Consider the following 22,183-nt stretch of genomic DNA (forward strand, 5'->3'; position numbering starts at 1 on the left):
TCAAAGGAGCAAGCTCCTTCTCTGTTCGCTCGACTTGCATGTATTAGGCACGCCGCCAGCGTTCGTCCTGAGCCAGGATCAAACTCTCCATAAAAAGAAATTTGATTAGCTCAAATTGTTTTGCTGGCATCATGTTTGATGTCCAAAATTTTGTTTCGTTCACCAACTCAAGGTTAGCTACTAAAAACTTTATTGATTACGTTTTGCTTGTTCAGTTTTCAAGGTTCATTAATCTTTTTTAAAGTGTCACCTCTTGGCGACTCACTAATAATATCAAGAATCTAAAACTATGTCAACACTTTCTCAAAAAAAAATAAATAGTTTTTTAAAATCTATTATTTTTCTTCTACATTACTATGTTCAAAGGATTAGTTAGCCTTAAATTCGCATTCATCTCACTATCTATAGAGGCGGACTTCTATAACCTGTCTCTTTGCTTTCGCTACGAAAACATTTGTAACTGCCGTTTCACTTACGTTACATAAAACACTTGCTGAAAGAAGTTAAATATTTTTAAAGAGATCATTTTCACTATTTGGCTTGGTTTTTAAGAGATTCATTTTCTCGTACTTAACTTTTTACATTTAGACGATGAAGTCTTTGTTGATACGTTGGTTTTATCTCCTAAATAATTTATCAATCGAATTAAAATAAAAAAGGCGAACGCCAATGTTAATGGGTTGCCTTTCAACTATTATAAATTTGTTATTATACGTGAAATATAGAAGGTACGATTTTTTTCTAAATCAAATATCTCCCCTGATTGGCTTAATTTAATAAGTGGTCGAGATGGTGCAAATTTATTTACAAACATCACTTCGCCTTGTTCCAGATTAGATAGTTCAACGATTGTCCCTATAGGAAGGTCAGCAACAATATCTATCAGTGCACGAACTACTTTTATATCGAACTTCCCAAATTCAGATTCATGAATCATCTCTATAACTTTAAAGGAAGATTGCTTTGTTCTATATACTCGCTCACATGTCATTGCATGGAATACATCTGCAACAGCAATAATTTGAGCGAAAGTAGAAATATTAGCAATTTTTTCTCCTTTCGGATAGCCACTACCGTTTAAACGCTCATGGTGCTGGAAAATAGCCTCTTTTATTGTATCTTTTAAGATTGTTACATCTTTGACCATACTATAGCTATAAATCGGATGCTTATAAATTTCATTAAACTCCTGCTCTGTTAAGGTTGTTTTTTTATCGCGGATACGCGGATGAATTTTTGCCATTCCACAATCAGCTAATAACCCTCCAATTGCAACTTGAATCGTAATTCCTTTGTCATAGCCTAATTTTTGTGCAATCACCGAAGAAATCAATGCTGTTGCTACACAATGATGGTACAAATAGTCTTTTGGATTTGAATACTCATTTAAATCCAAAATTATTGTACGATCTTCTAAAACCATTTCTAATAATGGCAAAATAATTTTACGTGCTTTCGCAATATCTACCTTTGCACCAGCTTCCCAATTTTTAAATTCCTTTTTAAATTGTTCAACTGAATTGTCATAAATCTTTCTAAAAGTCGGTATAGGTTCTGTTGGAACAACTAAATCTGTTTCTTTTACTTCTGATTGAGCCTCTACACCTTCTTTATAAACAGGAACCCTAGAAATATTAAAAGCCAAAAAAACTTGTAGATGCTCATAGGAAATCATTGTGTTTTTAAAAATTATTGGATACTGTGTATTAGCAAAAATATCTTCAGAAATTACTTTACCAACGCGTAACTCTGAAATTGGGATATGTATAGTTTCCACGTAATTAACTCCTCTTCACTATTTCACTTGCATAAATATAAGGATCAATTATGCCTCGGCATAAAATGCCACAGGGCTTAGACTAAGCTCCTCTATCTCAACTGGTGTTTGGACACCTGCTGAAATAAGTTAAACTTATTTTATCATGGAATTCAAAATAATTACTTATTTTTCATATTCTATGATAAAAAAACCGATGAACGGCAAACATTAGCTGTCGTCATCGGTCTTTTTATTATTCCTCTACTTGGTCATTTTCTTCGATCGACTCTTCTTCGATCGATTCTTCTTCTTTTTCAACCTTCGCTACAGTTGCAACAAGTTCTTCATCGCCTAAACGAATTAAACGAACTCCCTGTGTACTACGACCAATTAATGAAATATCATTCACATCCATACGGATTAGCATGCCGTTAATTGTAATCAGCATTAAATCTTCTGAACCATCAACCGTTTTTACAGCTACCATTGGACCGTTTTTATCAGTGATTTGAATTGTTTTTAATCCAACACCACCACGGCTCTGTAAACGATATTCCTCTTCAGACGTACGTTTACCGTAACCTTTTGCTGTAACAACTAAAATTTCCTGTCCTGGTTCAACGATTTCCATACCAACTACTTCGTCACCATCACGTAGCTTAATACCTCGTACACCACCTGCAGTACGACCCATTGAACGAATATCATCCTCTTGGAAACGTACAAGCATTCCATCACGAGTACCGATAATCACTTGTTTCTCGCCATCTGTTAAACGAACAGAAATGAGATCATCATCTTCTCGCAAACTTATAGCTATTAAGCCGTTTGTTCGGATATTAGCAAATTGAGATACTGGCGTACGCTTTGTAATACCTGTTTTAGTAGTGAAGATAAAGTATGCATCTTCTTCAAATGAACCTACACGGATCATTGCTGTTACTTTTTCACCTTTTTCAATATTGAGTAAGTTAACAATCGGTAATCCTTTCGCTGTACGACCAAATTCCGGGATCTCATAACCTTTTGCTCTAAATACTTTCCCTTTTGAAGTGAAGAATAAAATTGTATCGTGTGTAGATGTATTCATAAGATGCTCTACGAAATCATCTTCATTTGTGCCCATCCCTTGTACACCACGACCACCACGTTTTTGACTGCGATATGTATTTGCAGCTAAACGTTTGATATAACCATTGTGCGTTAAAGTTACAACTGAATTTTCGACTGGGATTAAATCCTCGTCCTCAATCATTTCTAAACCGCCAGATGTAATTTCAGTACGGCGTGTATCATTAAAGCGTTCTTTTAGTTCTAATATTTCAGTACGAATAATATCAACAATTTTAGTCTCATCCGCTAAAATTGCTTTTAATTCAGCAATTAATATTTGAAGCTCTTGGTATTCTGCTTCAATTTTTTCACGCTCTAATCCACTTAAACGAACTAAACGCATATCTAAAATCGCTTGCGCTTGACGTTCAGATAAATTGAATCGCTCCATTAATTGAGGTTTCGCTTCATCACCACTACGTGAACCACGAATAATAGCAATAATTTCATCGATATGATCAAGGGCAATACGTAAGCCCTCTAAAATATGTGCTCGATCTTCTGCTTTCCTTAAGTCAAATTCCGTACGACGACGAATAATAACCTTTTGGTGCTCTAAATAATGATACAACATTTCTTTTAAGCCCATTACTTTAGGCTGACCATTTACTAATGACAGCATATTAATACCGAAGCTTGATTGCATGGCTGTTTGTTTATATAAATTATTTAAAACTACATTGGCATTTGCATCTTTACGAATTTCAATGACTACTCGCATACCACGTCGGTCAGATTCATCACGTAGATTTGTAATACCGTCAATTTTTTTATCGCGTACAAGCTCTGCTATTTTTTCAATAAGCTTAGCTTTATTCACTTGGTATGGTAATTCATGAATAAGAATTGTTTCTTTACCATTTGATTTTTGTTCAATCTCTACCTTTGCGCGAATAATGATAGAGCCACGACCAGTATCATAAGCACGACGAATACCGCTACGACCTAAAATTAATCCGCCAGTTGGGAAATCAGGTCCTGGAATGATTTCCATCAATTCTTCTGTTGTGATAGCTGGATTTTCTGAAAGTGCTATCACTGCATCTATCGTTTCCCCAAGTTGATGTGGTGGAATATTTGTCGCCATACCAACCGCAATTCCTGCCGCTCCATTTACTAATAAGTTTGGATAGCGACTAGGAAGGACAATAGGCTCTTTTTCTGAACCATCATAGTTATCCGTATAGTCAATTGTGTCTTTATTGATATCACGAAGCATTTCCATTGCAATACGAGACATACGTGATTCTGTATAACGCATTGCTGCCGCTCCGTCGCCATCGACAGATCCAAAGTTACCATGACCATCGACTAGCATGTAACGATAGCTGAAATCTTGCGCCATACGTACCATTGCATCATAAATAGATGAGTCACCATGTGGGTGGTATTTACCCATTACGTCCCCAACAATACGTGCTGATTTTTTGTACGCTTTATCTGCTGTATTCCCTAGCTCTTGCATGCCATATAAAATACGGCGATGTACAGGCTTTAATCCATCTCTCACGTCTGGTAACGCACGAGAAACGATTACACTCATCGCATAATCGAGGAAGGATGTTTCAATTTCTTTTGTTATATTAACTCCTTTAACACCGGAGCGTTCTTGTTCTGACAAAGTGTAGACCTCCTCTCAAGAAAAATTAAATATCTAAATTAGCGTATACCGCATTCTCTTCGATAAATTGACGGCGTGGTTCAACTTCATCGCCCATTAAACGTTCAAATGCTTGGTTTGCTTTAATTGCATCATCTAATTCTACTTGTAACAATGTGCGGTGCTCAGGATCCATTGTAGTATCCCAAAGCTGCTCTGCATTCATTTCTCCAAGACCTTTGTATCGTTGTACATTTGGTTTTGGCATTTTCGGTAACCGTTCTAAAATTCCTTGAAGAGTAATATCATCATAGCAATACTCTACATGTTTACCTTGCTTAACTTGATAAAGAGGTGGCTGTGCAATATAAATATAACCTGCCTCTATAAGAGGTCGAAGGAAACGGAAGAAGAATGTTAAGAGTAATGTACGGATGTGCGCACCATCAACATCGGCATCTGTCATAATAACGATTTTATGATAACGAGCCTTTTCTAAAGTAAACTCTTCACCAATACCTGTGCCAAATGCTGTAATCATTGCACGAATTTCTGCATTCGATAAAATTTTATCTAAACGCGCCTTTTCAACGTTAAGGATTTTACCACGTAACGGTAAGATGGCTTGGAAGTGTCGGTCACGTCCAGATTTCGCAGATCCTCCGGCAGAGTCACCCTCAACGATATAAATTTCGCATTCAGATGGATTTGTTGATGAACAGTCAGCTAATTTACCTGGCAAACTCGATACTTCAAGTGCATTTTTACGACGTGTAAATTCACGTGCTTTTTTAGCGGCGACACGTGCACGAGCAGCCATTAAACCTTTTTCTACAACTTTACGAGCGACAGTTGGATTTTCTAACATAAATCGTTCAAAACCATCTGAGAACAAGGAGTTAGTAATTTGGCTAACTTCAGAGTTACCAAGCTTTGTTTTTGTTTGTCCTTCAAATTGTGGATCTGGATGCTTAACCGAAACAATAGCTGTTAACCCTTCTCGAACATCTTCACCAGTAAGATTTGCATCTGACTCTTTTAAAAGTCCATTTTTTCGTGCGTAATCATTAATAACACGTGTTAGAGCCGTTTTAAAACCAGACTCATGTGTACCGCCTTCATACGTATTAATGTTATTAGCAAATGAAAAAATATTAGAAGAGAATCCAGCGTTATATTGCATAGCAATTTCAACTGAAATACCATCCTTTTCTCCAAGAACATCTATCGGATCATGGATTGGCTCTTTAGATTGATTCAAATGCTCTACATAAGAACGAATACCACCTTCATAATGATACGTAGTAGAACGTTCTTCACCTTCACGTTCATCAGCAATTGTAATCTTGATACCACGATTCAAATAAGCTAATTCACGAATACGATGTGCTAAAATGTCATATTCATAAACAGTCGTTTCTTTAAATATTTCAGGATCTGCTTTAAAACGTGTAGTCGTTCCGTTACGGTCTGAATCACCAATAATCATTAACTCTTGAACAGTTCTTCCACGTTCAAATTTAATTTCATGAATATGACCTTCACGATGAACTTGAACGATCGTCTCAATTGATAGAGCATTTACAACAGATGCCCCTACACCATGAAGACCACCTGAAACTTTGTATCCTCCACCGCCGAACTTACCTCCGGCATGGAGTACTGTCATAATAACTTCAACAGCAGGCTTACCCATTTTCTCTTGAATACTTACCGGAATACCACGACCATTGTCCTCTACACGAATCCAATTGTCTTGTTCTATCGTTACTTTTATATCTGTACAAAATCCTGCCAGTGCTTCATCAATACTATTATCAACAATTTCCCATACTAAATGGTGAAGCCCTTTAGAGCTTGTTGAACCAATATACATCCCAGGTCTTTTACGTACAGCTTCTAATCCTTCTAATACCTGTATCTGATCGGCTTCATAAGCTTGATTTTGTAAACCTTCGTTCTCTATAGCCACGGCTTTCATCTACTCCTTCATAACATCATTGTGTGTAAATGAATGAACAGTCAACCGAGCTGACTATTACCATTCTTTTGTAATCTAAAAAACTCCCCGGGCTAACTTTCTTCAATCGCTCCTTGTTTCACGTGAAACAGCTGTGCATGCTCCATCGTTTCATGATGAATTCCATCAACACTTGTAGTCGTAACAAAGGTTTGAACTTCACCTTGAATGGTGTTTAATAAATGCGATTGACGATAATCATCGAGTTCCGACAATACATCATCTAAAAGTAGTATGGGTGTTTCATTTGTTTCTTGTTTAATTAACTCGATTTCAGCAAGCTTTAATGAAAGAGCGGTTGTACGTTGCTGTCCTTGTGAACCGTATGTCTGAACATCATAGTTATTTACCAAAAACTGTAAATCATCTCGATGTGGACCAACTAGTGTTACACCTCGATCAAACTCACGGTCCTTAGCTTCTATTAGCTTTTTATGCAAAAAGCCTTCAATTTCACTGGAAGTATGTTCTTTTTCAATACCAGCTACTGTGCGGTATTTAATAGCTAACGTTTCTTTACCTTGTGAAATACCTGCGTGAATTGGCTCTGCCCACTCCTGCAATAAATCCATGAATTGAAATCTTTTTCGAATAATTTGGGTAGCTGCGTGAATATATTGTTCATTATAAACTTCGTACATCACGTCATCTGGCATTTTTTTACCTTGATTCATTTTTAAAAAATGATTACGTTGCTTTAAAATTTTTTGAAAGGTTAATAAATCATGCAAATAAACAGGCGAAATTTGCCCAATCTCCATATCAATAAAACGTCGTCGTAATTGCGGACTCCCCTTTACGACGTTTAAATCTTCGGGTGCAAACATAACGACATTCATTTGGCCAATATAATGACTGAGGCGGCTTTGTTCTATATGATTTATCTTACCTTTTTTGCCTTTTTTCGTAATCGTAAGCTCAATCGGTAAAATACCATGCCTTTTTTGAACGGCCCCTTCTATTTTACCATAGTCTGAATCCCAACGTATTAATTCTTTATCGTTCGTCGTTCGATGGGATTTAGCCATCGCCAATACGTAAATAGATTCCATAACATTTGTTTTCCCTTGTGCATTTTCACCAATGAAAACATTAATTTTTGGAGAGAAGTTTAATGCTAAGTCATCATAATTACGGTAATTTGTAAGTTTTAACTGCTCTATCTGCATAATCTACTGTCCAGTTGTGCCAACGATACGATATCGACCACATCCAGGAATATTTACAATGTCACCATCACGTAATTTACGACCGCGGCGGTCATCTACTTCTCCATTTACATAAACCTCATTTTCATGTAAAAACCACTTCGCCATGCCACCAGAGCTTATAGCATCGGTCATTTTTAAAAGTTGCCCTAATGTGACAAATTCCACATCAATTTTAATGTCCTTCATAGTTGTGTTCCCCTCCAAATACAGACTGTCTATCTCTCTATCATACCTAAAATTCCGTCATAAGTAAAAAAAGATAGCCGCAGCTAGCGACTATCAGAACGTTTTTCAAAATATTTAGAGCTTGAAATTATGGAGTTTATTCTCTCCAACAAAAACTGTTTGAATTTTAATAAGTTCGTACAGGTAAAATTAACTGTAAAATTGCATCATCATGAACAGAACGCAAAATAAACGGTCTCATTGCTCCTGTGAATTGAATGACTACTTCTTGACCATCTATTGCTTTCAATGCTTCCATCATGTACTTCGCACTGAAGGAAATTTTTAAGTTCTCCCCTTCTAATGACTCAACAGGAATTTCTTCTTGAACCTTACCGATTTCTGGTGAATTAGAAGAAACTTCAACAGATTGATTATCAAAAATCTCAAAACGTACAACATTATTACGATCACCACGAGCAACAAGAGATGCACGATCGATTGCTTGTAATAACGATTTACCGTTAATCGTTAGATTTGTTTGATATTCTTCAGGGATTAGACGTGTTGTATCTGGGTAGTTACCTTCAAGTAAACGTGAGAAGAATAATACTTCTCCAGTTTTAAATAATACTTGCTGGCTTGTAATAACGATTTGCACAAGATTTGTCGAATCCTCTAAAACTTTATTTAACTCATTTAAACTTTTACCAGGAATGACAACACTATGTTCAACCTCAGGTAAATTTTCCAGTTGAACTTTGCGTCTTGCCAAACGGTGGCTATCTGTTGCAACACAGATTAACGCTTCGTTTTTTATCTGCCAGTTTACACCTGTCAACACCGGTCTACTTTCTGAAGTGGCAACAGCAAATACTGTTTCACGGATGATTGTCTTTAATAGGTCTGCAGGAATAGTAAATTTTTGATCCTCTGTTAACTCAGGTAATAAAGGATATTCAGCAGCATCTGAGCCAATTAAGTGGAATTCAGATTTACCTGAACGGATATGAGTCTGGAAACCAGTTGTTACTTGAATTTCAACCTCATTTGTTGGTAACTTACGTACAATTTCATTAAACATACGAGCTTGTACAACAATTGATCCTGTTTCTGTAATATGAATTATTTGTTGGCCATCTTCTTCAACTGGAATAAATGTTTGTATAGTGATATCAGCGTCACTACCTGTTAAACGAATACCCTCAGATGTTACATCAATTTTAATCCCCGTTAAAATTGGAATAGTTGTTTTAGAACTTACGGCTTTCATGACATCATTTAAACCCTCTAATAAACGGTCACGTAAAATATCAAATTTCATTCGTTTTCCCTCACATATTTATATTATTTATTTATATAAAATAAAAAAGATATAGTAATAGGTCCTGTGGATTTGTGGATAAGTGTGTTTAAGTGAATAAAATCAGTCTATCCACATGTAGATAGACTGTGTATAAGTTTGTGTTTAAACGTATGGGTTGTCCACAGTTTTATTTCCCTAGCATGCTTCGAATTTGTTTAATATCTTGCTGTAGCTGAACGTCATTTTTCAACATAGAAGATATTTTTTCGTGAGCATGGATAACAGTAGTATGGTCACGTCCACCAAATTCTTCGCCAATTTTCGGCAGCGAAAAATCTGTTAATTCGCGAGATAAAAACATCGCGACCTGACGTGGAAAGGCAATTAACTTTGTACGTTTTTTCGCGGCAAAATCCTCTAAACGAATGTTAAAGTGCTCACCTACTGCATTTTGAATGTCTAGTATAGTGACAGTTCGTGGCTTCGAATTAGGAATAATATCCTTTAGTGCCTCAGCAGCCAAAGTCGCATTAATATCCTTGTTAACAAGTGATGAATAGGCAACGACGCGAATAAGCGCACCTTCAAGCTCCCGAATATTGGAGTCAATCTGGTTCGCAATATAGAGCATGACTTCATTTGGCACTTCTAGACCATCAGCCTTTGCTTTTTTTCGAAGAATGGCGATACGAGTTTCCAAATCAGGAGGCGCAATATCTGTAATTAGTCCCCATTCGAATCGAGAACGTAAGCGATCTTCCAATGTCGGGATTTCCTTAGGAGGACGGTCACTGGAAATAACAATTTGTTTCGATTCTTCATGCAATGTATTAAAAGTGTGGAAAAATTCTTCCTGAGTTGATTCTTTTCCAGCTAGAAATTGAATATCATCAATTAGCAGTACATCAACATTGCGATATTTATTGCGGAAATCAAGTGCCTTATTATCTCGAATTGAGTTAATAAATTCATTTGTAAATTTTTCAGATGATAAATAAACTACCTTTGCATTTGGATTGTGTTCCAATACATAATGACCAATCGCATGCATTAAGTGTGTTTTGCCAAGCCCTACTCCCCCATAGATAAAGAATGGGTTATAAGCCTTCGCAGGTGCTTCTGCAACAGCTAACGAGGCAGCATGTGCAAAGCGGTTACCAGAGCCAATAACAAACGTATCAAAAGTATACTTCGGGTTTAACATACCTGGTGAAATATCATGGTGATCGTCATTTTTTGCTTGGATAATCGGCGCTGGTAAATCGAAATCGTCCGAATCCTGGTTTTTTTGAACAACAAACTTAATAAGCAAGTCTTCGCCTGTAAGCTCCGTTAATATACCTGTAATCAAATGAATATAATGATTTTCAAGCCAGTCTCGAGCAAACGAATTTGGCGCAGCAATTGTCACAGTAGAACCACTACCATTGTAGGAAAGTAGTTTTGTAGACTTTAGCCACGTTTCGAAGCTTGGTTTAGAAATTTTTTGTTCAACTTGAGCCAGGACATTATTCCATAGTTCTTCTAAATGTTCCAAGCTGCTAATCTCCTTTACAGTTCAATACAATTAAAAAAGCGCATTTATAGAAACGGTAAATACGTTCATTTTACAACTAGTCCACAAACTCACAAGTTGTGGATAAAAGTTAACCAAAGGCTGTGATAAAAATTATCCACAGCATATTAACAGTTGTGGATAAAATAATAAGTAATTTCAGTTTTCAACAAAGTGAAGCACAGATATCGTATCAGAAAAACAAAGCTATTTCAATAGTTTGTGAAACTTATCCACATACCTTTTATTTATGCACGTTCAAGTTGTCCACAAGGTCTGCGTATGTGAAAAAGGTGTAGATAAGTGTTGTGGATAAAAAATAATGCAAAAATTACTATACACAACCCTGTGTAAAAAAAACAAGTATTCTGTGGATAATTTATTTTATTCAGAAGAAGAGGATTGTAGGTAAAGATAGACATGGATTTGCTTAAATATATAAATTTATAAAAGTCATTGACAAAATAACTAGTTACTTTATATAATATTCAGGTCTGTATGTTGAAAAATTCAACTCATTCAGGAGGTGTCTATATAAATGAAACGTACTTACCAACCAAAGAAACGTAAGCACAGCAAAGTTCACGGTTTCCGCGCACGTATGAGCACGAAAAACGGTCGCAAAGTTCTTGCTGCTCGTCGTCGTAAAGGAAGAAAAGTATTATCAGCATAAAATAAGTCCACTGAGACACATCAGTGGTCTTTTTTTTCTTTATTTTTGGGAAACCTAGAAATGAGGATCAAAGGATAATTATCGAGTAGCAGGTGAAAGTAATGAAAAAACGCCAACGAGTGAAAAAAAACGATGATTTTCAAAAGGTGTTTAAGAAAGGTAAATCTTTCGCTAATCGTCAGTTTGTCGTATATTTTTTAGAAAAAGAGGGACAAACAGAATTTCGTGTAGGATTATCGGTTAGCAAAAAACTTGGGAATGCAGTAACACGCAACCAGATCAAGCGCTATATTCGACAAAGTATTCATGAAGTAAAAGATGAACTAAAGCAGAATATGGACTATGTTATTATCGCCAGACAACCGGCGGCCACTATGGATTTTTATGAAGTAAAACAAAGTTTGCAGCATGTACTACGAATCGCAAAAGTATTGAAGAAGACGTAATATGGATGGCAACCAAAGTGGTGAAATAGAAGCGTTTCTGCGCGAAAGTGAAGTCGCTGAAAATACGCATAGGGGTATTTTGAAGATAGGATTTCACTGCGATATGTGAATGATTAGTAACATTACTTAGCAAATATATGTACATTGTTAGAATATTTAGTAGAGTGAAACGTTATATGCATGATAAAATAACTGATAACTTTATTCAGTCGCAGGAAACTGTAAATGTATAAAGAAGAGAATGCATATAGTTTTAGAAAAAGTGAATAGTATTTGTAGGGGGAAGAAGGTTGAAGAAACAACTTTGGGTAATTTTGTCGCTAGCATCAGTAGTATTACTACTATCTGGTTGTACAGAGTTCAAAGAACCAATCTCCAAAGAAAGCACAGGCTTCTGGAATGAATTCATTGTTTGGCCTTTAGTGTCAGCAATTAAATACTTTGCTGATATGCTTGGTTCATATGCATGGGGGATTATTGTTGTAACGATTATTATTCGTTTAGCTATTCTTCCATTGATGATTAAACAAACAAAGAGCTCTAAAAAAATGCAAGAAATTCAGCCGAAATTGAAGGAATTGCAAAAGAAGTATGCTTCTAAGGATGCACAGACACAGCAACAGTATCAAAAAGAGATGATGCAGCTTATGAGTGAGTCTGGTGTCAATCCACTTGCTGGATGTTTACCTGTACTCATTCAAATGCCAATTTTAATGGGTTTCTACCATGCGATTAGTCGTATGAATGCTACAGCTGCTTTCGATTTAGGGAATTTCTTTATTTTCCCGTTAGCAGATCCTGCACCGGCATTAGCAATTACTGCTGGTTTAATGCAATTTATCGTTCTACGTACGGGCCCAGCAATGGATAACCCTCAAATGAAAATAATGATGTACATTATGCCATTTATGATTATTGGTTTTGGTATGGCATTACCAGCAGCATTATCACTATACTGGGTAATCGGTAACATTATTTCGATTGCTCAAAACCTGTTTATTTATAAACCTTGGAAAAAAGATAAAACACAACCTGCTCAAAATGGAGGGGCTAAAAAGTGAAACAACTTACGCAAATAGGCGCAACAACACAAGAAGCGATCTCATTGGCGTTACAGAAACTTGGCAAAACCCGTGAACAAGTAGATGTTGAAGTTTTACAAGAAGGTAAAAAAGGATTTTTAGGTTTTGGGGCACGATCTGCAGAAGTTCGTGTAACAGTAAAGGAAGTGCAGGTTCGACCAACGATTGAGGAAGAAAAAGCTGAACAGCGAAATACGACTCAATTTGTCGAACCAACAGTAATAGATGATGTTGAAACAATAAGTTCACAAGTTTCTGAACAACAAAGTGATATCGAAGCTGTTCAACAAGTCGTGGAGGAACAAAAAGAGGAAGAAGAAACCTCAGTAAACCCAATTGAAGAGGCAAAGAGTTATTTAGTCAACATTGCTGAACAATTGGATATTCATGATCTGGAAATTGAAACGACACGAGAAGGGAAATATGTATTATTTCAACTGAAAAGCGAGAAAGCTGCACTGCTTATAGGGAAACGTGGTCAAACATTAAATTCCTTGCAGCAATTAACACACCTTGTGTTAAATAAAAGTTCCAAGCAGTTCTTAATGGTGAAATTAGACGTAGAAAACTATCGTGAACGTCGTCAAGAAGCATTGGAGTTACTGGCAGATCGTATGGCGGATAAAGCACTTCGCTTAAATCAGCGTGTGACGTTTGAGCCAATGCAGTCGTACGAAAGAAAAGTTATTCATAATCAATTGGCAAATCGCTTTGATATTGAAACATACTCAGAAGGAACGGAGCCTAATCGTTATTTAGTCATTGAACCTGTAAAGAACGACTAAACTTCGTAGAAAACATACAGACAAAGCTAAAGTCATTTTATCGTCATGATAAAATGACTTTTTATGTTGTTGAAAACAAGATGGTCAATGAACATTGCTGAAGTTTTCATTGTATCGCTATAAATTTTGAGTGACATGCCAGGTTGATTGGAGTGGAGACTGAGCGACTCCTTGGGGATCAGTAATAGGGGAACCAAGGCTAAAATCATCACATCCTGTGATAACGCCTTCTTGACCAACATCGTGTTGGCCCGAGACCCTGGAGCGAGCAAATAGGGGAACGAAGGCTAAAAGCATCACGTCCTGTGATAACGCCTTCGTGACCAACATCTTGTTGCCCCAAGCGGCTCATCGGACGCCCCCAGGAAGCTTTGCTCTGTGCGAAAGCGTAGTGCTAACGTAGCGACAGCAACAAAGCGCTCAGTCGGAACGGAAATCAACCCCTCGTTTTGCCGAAGAGCATATTTTATTCATTGGCAAGATAGTTTTTTTATGATCTAGAATGAACGCTCTAGCATTTGCAACTTTTGTCGAAATACGTGCTATAATGTTGAGCTTTCTTATTATCCACAATTGGAAATTATCCTTACTTTAGATTTTGCAGAAAATATGTTAGTCTAAGGTGTTAGTAAGTATTGGTCGGTTTTTATTTATCCACATGTGGATAACGTTAAGGAGGTCATTAAATGGAGTTCGATACAATTGCTGCGATATCCACACCTATGGGTGAAGGAGCTATTGCTATTGTTCGTTTAAGTGGGGACGAAGCAGTCGCAATTGCAGATAAAATATTCAGATCGCCTGGTGGAAAAAGTTTAACAACGAAGGCTTCACATACAATTCATTATGGACATTTAGTCGATCCAAAAACAAATGAGATTGTAGAGGAAGTAATGCTGTCGTTAATGCGCGGACCTAAAACATTCACTCGTGAGGATGTAATAGAAATTAACTGTCACGGTGGACTTGTTTCGGTGAACCGTGTATTAAAGCTAGTATTAACAAATGGCGCAAGACTCGCAGAGCCAGGTGAATTTACAAAGCGTGCATTCTTAAATGGACGTATCGATTTATCACAAGCTGAAGCAGTCATGGATTTAATAAGAGCGAAAACAGATAGAGCGATGAATGTAGCATTAGGACAAATGGATGGCAAATTATCGCGTTTAATTGGTGACTTACGCCAAGCATTACTAGAGACATTAGCGCAAGTTGAGGTTAATATAGATTATCCGGAGTATGATGATGTAGAAGAAATGACAGTACCAGTATTAGTAGAAAAATGTACATGGGTACGAAATGAAATTATAAAACTTTTGCAAACATCTTCTCAGGGGAAAATATTACGAGAGGGTCTATCAACTGTTATTTTAGGCCGCCCAAACGTTGGGAAATCTTCTCTTTTAAATAGTTTAGTACAGGAGAATAAGGCTATTGTGACAGATATAGCAGGGACAACTCGTGATATTATAGAAGAGTACGTGAATGTACGTGGTGTTCCGCTTCGTTTAGTCGATACAGCTGGTATTCGAGAGACAGAGGATATCGTTGAACGAATTGGTGTTGAACGTTCACGTGAGGCGTTGCGTGGCGCGGATTTAATTTTATTTGTTTTAAACTACGCAGAAGAATTGACCGCTGAGGATGAGCGTCTATTCGAAACCATTAAAGCGATGGATTACATCGTTATTGTTAATAAAACAGATCTACCGCAAAAAATTGATTTAGCACACGTCAAAGAGCTAGCAGGCAACCGTCGCGTTGTGACAACTTCTCTTTTACAAGAAGAGGGTATCGTAGAGCTAGAGGAAGCGATTGCCGCGTTATTCTTTGAAGGGCAAATTGAAGCGGGCGATTTAACATATGTTTCAAATGCAAGACATATTGCATTACTTCATCAAGCACAAGCAACTGTCGAGGATGCATTAGCTGCAGCACAAGCTGATGTACCTGTTGATATGGTGCAAATAGATGTAACAAGAACATGGGAATTACTTGGTGAAATTATAGGTGACACAGTACAGGAAAGCCTAATTAATCAGTTATTTTCACAGTTCTGCTTAGGAAAATAATTTTACTAAAGAAAGGAAGATACGAGCTATGCCAACAAAATATGAGGCAGGCACGTTTGATGTTATCGTAATTGGCGCAGGTCACGCAGGTTCTGAAGCTGCATACGCCGCAGCCAAAATGGGTGCTAACACACTGATGTTAACAATCAATTTAGATATGATTGCATTTATGCCATGCAATCCTTCCATTGGTGGTCCTGCCAAAGGAATCGTAGTACGAGAAATTGACGCATTAGGTGGCGTCATGGGGAAAGTTATTGATAAAACGCATATTCAAATGCGTATGTTAAATACAGGGAAAGGTCCTGCTGTGCGTGCATTACGTGCGCAAGCGGACAAAGTTTTATACCAACAAGAAATGAAACGCGTGTTGGAGGAAAATGAAAACTTAACAATGCACCAAGGAATGGTAGAAGAGCTAATTATCGAAGACGGGGAAGTAAAAGGTGTTATTACACAAATTGGTGCTATTTACCGAGCTAAAACTGTTGTTATCACAACAGGTACATTCCTTCGCGGTGAAATCATTATTGGAGACATTAAGTATTCAAGTGGTCCTAATAACCAACAACCGTCCATTCGTTTAGCTGATAACTTAAAAGAAATTGGCTTTGACCTTGTGCGTTTTAAAACAGGTACACCACCACGAGTGAATAGCCGTACAATTGATTATGATAAAACAGAGATTCAACCAGGGGATGATGTTCCACATGCATTCAGCTTTGAAACAACTGAATTCATCATGGATCAGATGCCTTGCTGGCTGACTTATACAAGTCTAGAAACGCATGAAATTATCGAGGCAAACCTACACCTTTCACCGATGTACTCAGGGATGATTAAAGGTACTGGTCCACGTTATTGCCCTTCTATTGAAGACAAAGTTGTGCGATTTAACGATAAACCGCGCCACCAAATTTTCTTAGAGCCAGAAGGTCGCAATACACGTGAAGTGTATGTACAAGGTTTATCAACTAGCTTACCAGAGCATGTACAAACACGTTTACTAAAATCAATTCCAGGCTTAGAAAAAGCAGAAATGATGCGTGCAGGCTATGCTATTGAGTACGATGCAATCGTGCCAACACAATTATGGCCAACGTTAGAAACAAAACGTATTAAAGGCTTATATACTGCTGGTCAAATCAATGGAACATCAGGTTACGAGGAAGCAGCAGCCCAAGGCTTAATGGCAGGGATGAATGCTGCTGCTAATGTGCTTGGAAAAGAAGAATTAATTTTAGGTCGTTCAGATGCTTATATTGGCGTATTAATTGATGATCTAGTAACAAAGGGAACAAATGAACCGTATCGCTTACTAACATCTCGCGCAGAGTATCGTTTACTACTTCGTCATGATAACGCTGATTTACGTTTGGTAGAGCAAGGGTATAATATGGGAATGATTACTGAGGAAAGATATGCAATATTCAATGAGAAAAAAGAGCTGATTGAAAACGAAATTGCACGTCTTCGCGAAGTTATTATTAAACCAAATGAAGCAACACAAGCCGTTATCCGCTCTGTAGGTGGCAGTGAGCTAAAAGATGGTATTCGTGGAGCAGATTTATTAAAACGTACAGAAATGCATTATGGTTTAATTTCTTCATTAATTCCAGCAGACATAGAGTTTTCGGATGAAGTGAAGGAACAAATTGAAATTCAACTTAAATATGAAGGCTATATTGAAAAAGCATTGCAACAAGTTGAAAAGCTTCATAAAATGGAGAATAAAAAAATCCCTGAAAATATTGATTATGATGCTATTTCAGGTCTAGCAACAGAAGCTCGACAAAAATTAAAACAAGTTATACCACTTTCCATTGCCCAAGCATCGCGGATCTCTGGTGTAAACCCAGCAGATATTTCAATATTGCTTGTTTATATTGAGCAAGGTAGAATCGCACGCGTCAGCGGCGAATAATTAAGAACAGTAAAGTGAATATGAGGCGGGCATACCTTTGTGCCCGCTTCCTATTTTTAACTTCTTTCAGCATTCATCTCCCATCTCCATAGGTGGTGAGATGAATGCGGTTTTAAGTCACTTTTCAGTGGGTGTCCAAACATCCGCTGAAATAGAGGAACTCAGTCTAAGGACGCCACGTCCTGTGGCAACGACTGAGTGACCAACATCATGTTGGCCCAAAGCCTCCGGCGGATGTCACAGAATCGGAAAGGAGTTCGCATAGGATGTTAGCCTAAAATCATCGCATCCATGCGATAACGACTAACTGACCTGCGTCATGTTGCTGTCGCTGCGTTAGCACTACGCTTTCGCACAAGAAACATCTGCAGGCCTAAGCACAAAGCCGATTCAAGACGCAATTATGCCGAGGCATAATTGATGGTTATGCTATTTTTATATAGTTGATTTGGGAATGTAAACGAATATATGCTTACAAATCAATAATAGAGATAGTAAGGCCATTTAGAAAAAGGAGACTTTACATGAACGAACAACAATTTATCGAGGCTTTAAAGAAAAAGGGCATCGAACTTTCTGAAAAGCAGATTGCTCAATTCAAAAAATACTTTGAGTTACTTGTTGAGTGGAATGAAAAGATGAACTTAACAGCTATTACCGATTTAGAAGGTGTTTATTTAAAACACTTTTATGATTCAATTAGTGCCTCTTTCTATTTTGATTTTTCAAAAGTAACAACAGTTTGTGATGTTGGAGCAGGTGCTGGTTTTCCAAGTATTCCAATTAAAATCTGTTTCCCACATTTACATGTAACAATTGTCGATTCTTTAAATAAAAGAATTACATTCTTAAATCATTTAAGTGATGAGTTACAATTAGAGAATATGAATTTTGTACATGCACGTGCAGAGGAATTTGCTCAAAATGCGAAATATCGTGAACAATTTGATGTTGTAACAGCTCGTGCAGTAGCCCGCTTATCGGTCTTATCAGAGTTATGTGTACCACTAGCAAAACAAGGTGGCTATTTTGTTGCTTTAAAAGCAGCAGCTGGTGCGGAGGAATTAAAAGATGCCAAAAAAGCATTGACTACATTAGGAGTCGCGCTAAAAGAAGAGTTTTCTTTCCAGCTACCTGTTGAAGAAAGTGACCGCATGTTATATATCTTTGATAAAATAAAAGGAACACCAAAAAAATATCCGCGTAAACCAGGTGTACCAAATAAATCACCGATTCAATAATTAGTGTTTCATGTGAAACTTCTCAAAGTAGAAAATATTTTTTCTATTTTGAGCATACATACTAGTTATGGATGGTTCACGCAAATGACATCTACGAACTATATACATTTTAAGAAATATAATAAATAATAATAGAATAAAACAGAGCAAGATAGTTACTTAAAGGTGGTGCCACTTGGATGAAAAGTCCTTTTTCACGTTTTTTTGGAGGCGGAAATAAAACTGAGCCTATTGTGAAAAATGAAGTAGAACAAGCAGAGACGGTTCATGCAGCGGAAGAGGTTATAAAGCTGCCGATTGATCAAATTGTGCCTAACCGTTTTCAGCCACGTACTATTTTTGATGATGAAAAAATTGAAGAATTATCAAGAACCATTCATACGCATGGTGTAATTCAGCCAATCGTTGTACGTAAAACAGCAGAAAACCAATATGAAATTATTGCTGGTGAGCGTCGTTATCGAGCAATGAAAAAGCTACAATGGACAGAAGTTCCGGCAATTATAAGAAATTTAACTGATAAGGAAACAGCCTCTATCGCGTTAATTGAGAACCTACAGCGTGAGGAGTTAACAGCAATTGAAGAAGCTGTTGCCTATCAAAAATTATTGGAGCTTCATGAGCTGACACAAGAAGCTCTAGCCCAACGACTTGGAAAAGGACAATCCACGGTAGCCAATAAATTGCGTTTATTAAAACTTCCTGAAGAAGTGCGGCAAGCTATTTTGAAACGTGAAATCTCTGAACGACATGCACGAGCATTAATTGCAATTAAAGATCAGCCACTACAGCTAGAGGTTTTACAACAAACGATTGAAAATGATTGGAATGTTCGTCAGTTAGAAGAGCAAATTTATTCTTTATTGCATCCAGAGTTGGAAGTACAAGAAGAAGCAGAGCCGAAGAAAGTAAAGCCGAAGCGTAAGGCCATTAGTAAAGACGTACGAATTGCTTTAAACACGATTAAACAATCGTTATCAATGGTAACAAAGAGCGGTATTACAGTTAAGACTGAAGAAGAAGATACAGAGGAATATTATCAAATTACAGTGAAAATACCTAAAAAGAAAAAGTCTTAGGTCGTGATTGAAGTTTTATTAGAAAAATAAAGAATTGACTTTTGTGACATCATCAAAATTGAGGATGTCATCTTTATAACGTATACCATATAAGTTGATGATAAGTCGCTTTTATATCTCTGTACGGAGGAGACATCTTAGTAATATTTCTGAGATGTCTCCTTTTTTGCATATATTCTTAATATTTTATACAACTCTTTTCTGTTTTTTTGATAGAATGAAAGTAAGATAGAGGTATTTAACTTCTTTCAGCAGAAGTCTCTCACCTCTATAAGTGGTAAGTTGAATGCGGGTTTAAGTTACTTTTCAGCGGGTGCCCAAACATCCGCTGAAAGAAGTTAAAGCCTCCGGCGGATGTCACGGATTCGGAAAGGAGTGCTTTGTGCAAGCACAAAGCCGAATCCGGACACAATTATGCCGAGGCATAATTGATCAGTGATTTTACAAATGATTTGTCAAAGTGAACTTTGATAGATGAAAGCAGGTGCTTTTAAATGGGTAGAATTATAGCAATCGCCAATCAAAAGGGTGGCGTAGGAAAAACAACGACATCGGTCAATTTGAGCGCTTGTCTAGCATATTTAGGAAAGAAAGTGCTCTTAATCGATACTGATCCACAAGGAAATACAACAAGTGGACTTGGTGTTAATAAGGGAGAACTTCACGGCTGTATTTATGATGTGTTAATTGATGATGAAAAAGTTGAAAACGTCATTCAACAAACAAATGTTGAAAACTTAGCAATCATTCCAGCAACCATTTCATTAGCAGGTGCAGAAATTGAATTGGTTTCGACCATTTCCAGGGAAGTACGTTTAAAGCATGCACTTCAAGATGTAAAAGAAGACTATGATTATATTATTATTGATTGTCCGCCTTCGTTAGGGCTGCTAACAATTAATGCTTTAACGGCTTCGGATGCACTCATTATTCCTGTACAATGCGAATATTACGCATTAGAGGGATTAAGTCAGTTATTATCAACTGTCCGTTTAGTGCAAAAACATTTAAATCAGCAATTATACATTGACGGTGTATTATTGACGATGCTTGATGCACGAACAAACCTTGGCTTACAAGTTATTGATGAAGTAAAAAAATATTTCCAAGAAAAAGTATACAAAACAATTATTCCTCGTAATGTGCGTTTAAGTGAGGCTCCTAGTCATGGACAGCCAATTATCACTTATGACGCAAAATCAAGAGGTGCAGAGGTGTATTTAGAGATGGCGAGGGAAGTGATTAAAAATGGCTAAAGGTTTAGGAAGAGGCATTAGTGCATTATTTCCTGGGGAGTCTTTAGAACAAAGTGGGCAAGTGGAAGAAATACAATTAGAACTTATCGTCGCAAACCCATTTCAGCCTCGTAAAATTTTCGATGAAGAAACTTTACAAGAATTAGCTGACTCCATACAGGAACATGGTATTTTACAGCCTATTGCCGTACGTAAAAAGGGACGTAAATATGAAATCGTAGCTGGGGAACGCCGTTATAGAGCAACTCAATTAGCAGGGTTAGATGCTATTCCAGCTATTATAAAAGAGCTATCAGATACGCAAATGATGGAACTAGCTATTTTAGAAAATCTACAGCGTGAAGATCTAACAGTTATTGAAGAGGCTGAGGCATACCAAAGCTTAATGGAAAACTTACATTTAACACAAGAGGAGCTATCCAAACGCTTAGGGAAGAGTAGACCACATATTGCCAATCACGTTCGTTTACTTGCATTACCAGATGATGTTCGTGAGTTTATGAACGATGGAACATTATCGATGGGACAAGGGCGAGCATTACTTGGATTAAAGAATAAAAGACAAATATCAGAAGTGGCAAATAAGGTCATTAAACAAGGTTTAAATGTGCGGCAAGTTGAAATGTTAGTACACAACTTAAATGAAGAAGTTTCACGTGAAACAACTCAACCAAAGAAAAAGGATATATTTGTTGCAGCTAAAGAATCGCAGTTACGTGATTATTTTGGAACAAATGTACAAATTAGAAAAGCTAATAATAAAGGGAAAATTGAAATTGAATTTTACTCCGAAGATGATTTAGAACGCATTTTAGAAATACTAAATTTACAAGAAGAGTAAGAAAGATCGATAACGTAATCAGAGCGCCGAACTACAAGGCGCTCTCTATTTTTCT

General features: G+C 37.1%; 17 protein-coding genes and 1 rRNA gene. 10 read left to right on the forward strand and 8 right to left on the reverse strand.

Annotated elements, in window-relative coordinates:
• The 8 genes from ACQKMI_RS17535 to dnaA all read right to left on the reverse strand — a co-directional run.
• A 16S ribosomal RNA gene (locus ACQKMI_RS17535) occupies nucleotides 1-94 on the reverse strand; the annotation flags it as partial.
• A gap of 600 nt (nucleotides 95-694) precedes the next feature.
• Nucleotides 695-1,777: an HD-GYP domain-containing protein gene (locus ACQKMI_RS17540; protein WP_427491019.1), complete on the reverse strand. Its 1,083-nt coding sequence runs from the start codon at nucleotides 1,775-1,777 to the stop codon at nucleotides 695-697.
• 235 nt (nucleotides 1,778-2,012) lie between these two features.
• Complete coding sequence (gene gyrA / locus ACQKMI_RS17545) at nucleotides 2,013-4,493, reverse strand: DNA gyrase subunit A (RefSeq protein WP_427491021.1); 2,481 nt, start codon at nucleotides 4,491-4,493, stop codon at nucleotides 2,013-2,015.
• A gap of 25 nt (nucleotides 4,494-4,518) precedes the next feature.
• The gene (gene gyrB / locus ACQKMI_RS17550) at nucleotides 4,519-6,453 is read right to left on the reverse strand and encodes a DNA topoisomerase (ATP-hydrolyzing) subunit B (protein ID WP_427491023.1); all 1,935 of its coding nucleotides are present in this window, start codon (nucleotides 6,451-6,453) and stop codon (nucleotides 4,519-4,521) included.
• A gap of 92 nt (nucleotides 6,454-6,545) precedes the next feature.
• Complete coding sequence (recF, locus tag ACQKMI_RS17555) at nucleotides 6,546-7,661, reverse strand: DNA replication/repair protein RecF (RefSeq protein WP_427491025.1); 1,116 nt, start codon at nucleotides 7,659-7,661, stop codon at nucleotides 6,546-6,548.
• A gap of 3 nt (nucleotides 7,662-7,664) precedes the next feature.
• Nucleotides 7,665-7,889 (reverse strand): S4 domain-containing protein YaaA, encoded by a 225-nt coding sequence (gene yaaA / locus ACQKMI_RS17560; RefSeq protein WP_323648363.1) that lies wholly within the window; start codon nucleotides 7,887-7,889, stop codon nucleotides 7,665-7,667.
• Nucleotides 7,890-8,055: 166 nt separating this feature from the next.
• Nucleotides 8,056-9,192, reverse strand: coding sequence for a DNA polymerase III subunit beta (gene dnaN / locus ACQKMI_RS17565; RefSeq protein ID WP_323648365.1), 1,137 nt, complete (start codon nucleotides 9,190-9,192; stop codon nucleotides 8,056-8,058).
• Nucleotides 9,193-9,361: 169 nt separating this feature from the next.
• Complete coding sequence (dnaA, locus tag ACQKMI_RS17570; RefSeq protein WP_132362479.1) at nucleotides 9,362-10,711, reverse strand: chromosomal replication initiator protein DnaA; 1,350 nt, start codon at nucleotides 10,709-10,711, stop codon at nucleotides 9,362-9,364.
• A 556-nt stretch (nucleotides 10,712-11,267) separates the two neighbouring features.
• On the opposite strand from dnaA, the gene rpmH reads away from it, so the two are divergent.
• The 10 genes from rpmH to ACQKMI_RS17620 all read left to right on the forward strand — a co-directional run bounded on the left by rpmH (nucleotide 11,268) and on the right by ACQKMI_RS17620 (nucleotide 22,128).
• Nucleotides 11,268-11,402, forward strand: a complete 135-nt coding sequence (gene rpmH, locus ACQKMI_RS17575) for a 50S ribosomal protein L34 (protein ID WP_004233310.1) — start codon at nucleotides 11,268-11,270, stop codon at nucleotides 11,400-11,402.
• Nucleotides 11,403-11,503: 101 nt separating this feature from the next.
• Entirely contained in the window at nucleotides 11,504-11,848 is a 345-nt protein-coding gene (rnpA, locus tag ACQKMI_RS17580; RefSeq protein WP_323648390.1) for a ribonuclease P protein component, read from the forward strand.
• Nucleotides 11,849-12,138: 290 nt separating this feature from the next.
• The gene (gene yidC, locus ACQKMI_RS17585; protein WP_427491028.1) at nucleotides 12,139-12,909 is read left to right on the forward strand and encodes a membrane protein insertase YidC; all 771 of its coding nucleotides are present in this window, start codon (nucleotides 12,139-12,141) and stop codon (nucleotides 12,907-12,909) included.
• Complete coding sequence (gene jag / locus ACQKMI_RS17590) at nucleotides 12,906-13,715, forward strand: RNA-binding cell elongation regulator Jag/EloR (RefSeq protein WP_427491030.1); 810 nt, start codon at nucleotides 12,906-12,908, stop codon at nucleotides 13,713-13,715. Before yidC ends, jag begins: the two co-directional genes overlap by 4 nt.
• A gap of 686 nt (nucleotides 13,716-14,401) precedes the next feature.
• Complete coding sequence (gene mnmE / locus ACQKMI_RS17595; protein WP_427491032.1) at nucleotides 14,402-15,787, forward strand: tRNA uridine-5-carboxymethylaminomethyl(34) synthesis GTPase MnmE; 1,386 nt, start codon at nucleotides 14,402-14,404, stop codon at nucleotides 15,785-15,787.
• A 28-nt stretch (nucleotides 15,788-15,815) separates the two neighbouring features.
• Entirely contained in the window at nucleotides 15,816-17,711 is a 1,896-nt protein-coding gene (gene mnmG, locus ACQKMI_RS17600) for a tRNA uridine-5-carboxymethylaminomethyl(34) synthesis enzyme MnmG (RefSeq protein WP_427491034.1), read from the forward strand.
• A gap of 524 nt (nucleotides 17,712-18,235) precedes the next feature.
• The gene (gene rsmG, locus ACQKMI_RS17605) at nucleotides 18,236-18,952 is read left to right on the forward strand and encodes a 16S rRNA (guanine(527)-N(7))-methyltransferase RsmG (protein ID WP_427491036.1); all 717 of its coding nucleotides are present in this window, start codon (nucleotides 18,236-18,238) and stop codon (nucleotides 18,950-18,952) included.
• A 179-nt stretch (nucleotides 18,953-19,131) separates the two neighbouring features.
• On the forward strand, nucleotides 19,132-20,031 hold the full coding sequence (gene noc / locus ACQKMI_RS17610; protein WP_427491038.1) for a nucleoid occlusion protein: 900 nt from the start codon (nucleotides 19,132-19,134) through the stop codon (nucleotides 20,029-20,031).
• Between the two features lie 494 nt (nucleotides 20,032-20,525).
• The gene (locus ACQKMI_RS17615) at nucleotides 20,526-21,287 is read left to right on the forward strand and encodes a ParA family protein (RefSeq protein WP_079563360.1); all 762 of its coding nucleotides are present in this window, start codon (nucleotides 20,526-20,528) and stop codon (nucleotides 21,285-21,287) included.
• On the forward strand, nucleotides 21,280-22,128 hold the full coding sequence (locus ACQKMI_RS17620) for a ParB/RepB/Spo0J family partition protein (RefSeq protein WP_427491040.1): 849 nt from the start codon (nucleotides 21,280-21,282) through the stop codon (nucleotides 22,126-22,128). Before ACQKMI_RS17615 ends, ACQKMI_RS17620 begins: the two co-directional genes overlap by 8 nt.
• Nucleotides 22,129-22,183 lie beyond the last annotated feature (55 nt).

Origin of the sequence: Lysinibacillus sp. NPDC097214, from assembly GCF_050277945.1 — a bacterium.
Lineage (GTDB): Bacteria > Bacillota > Bacilli > Bacillales_A > Planococcaceae > Lysinibacillus > Lysinibacillus xylanilyticus_B.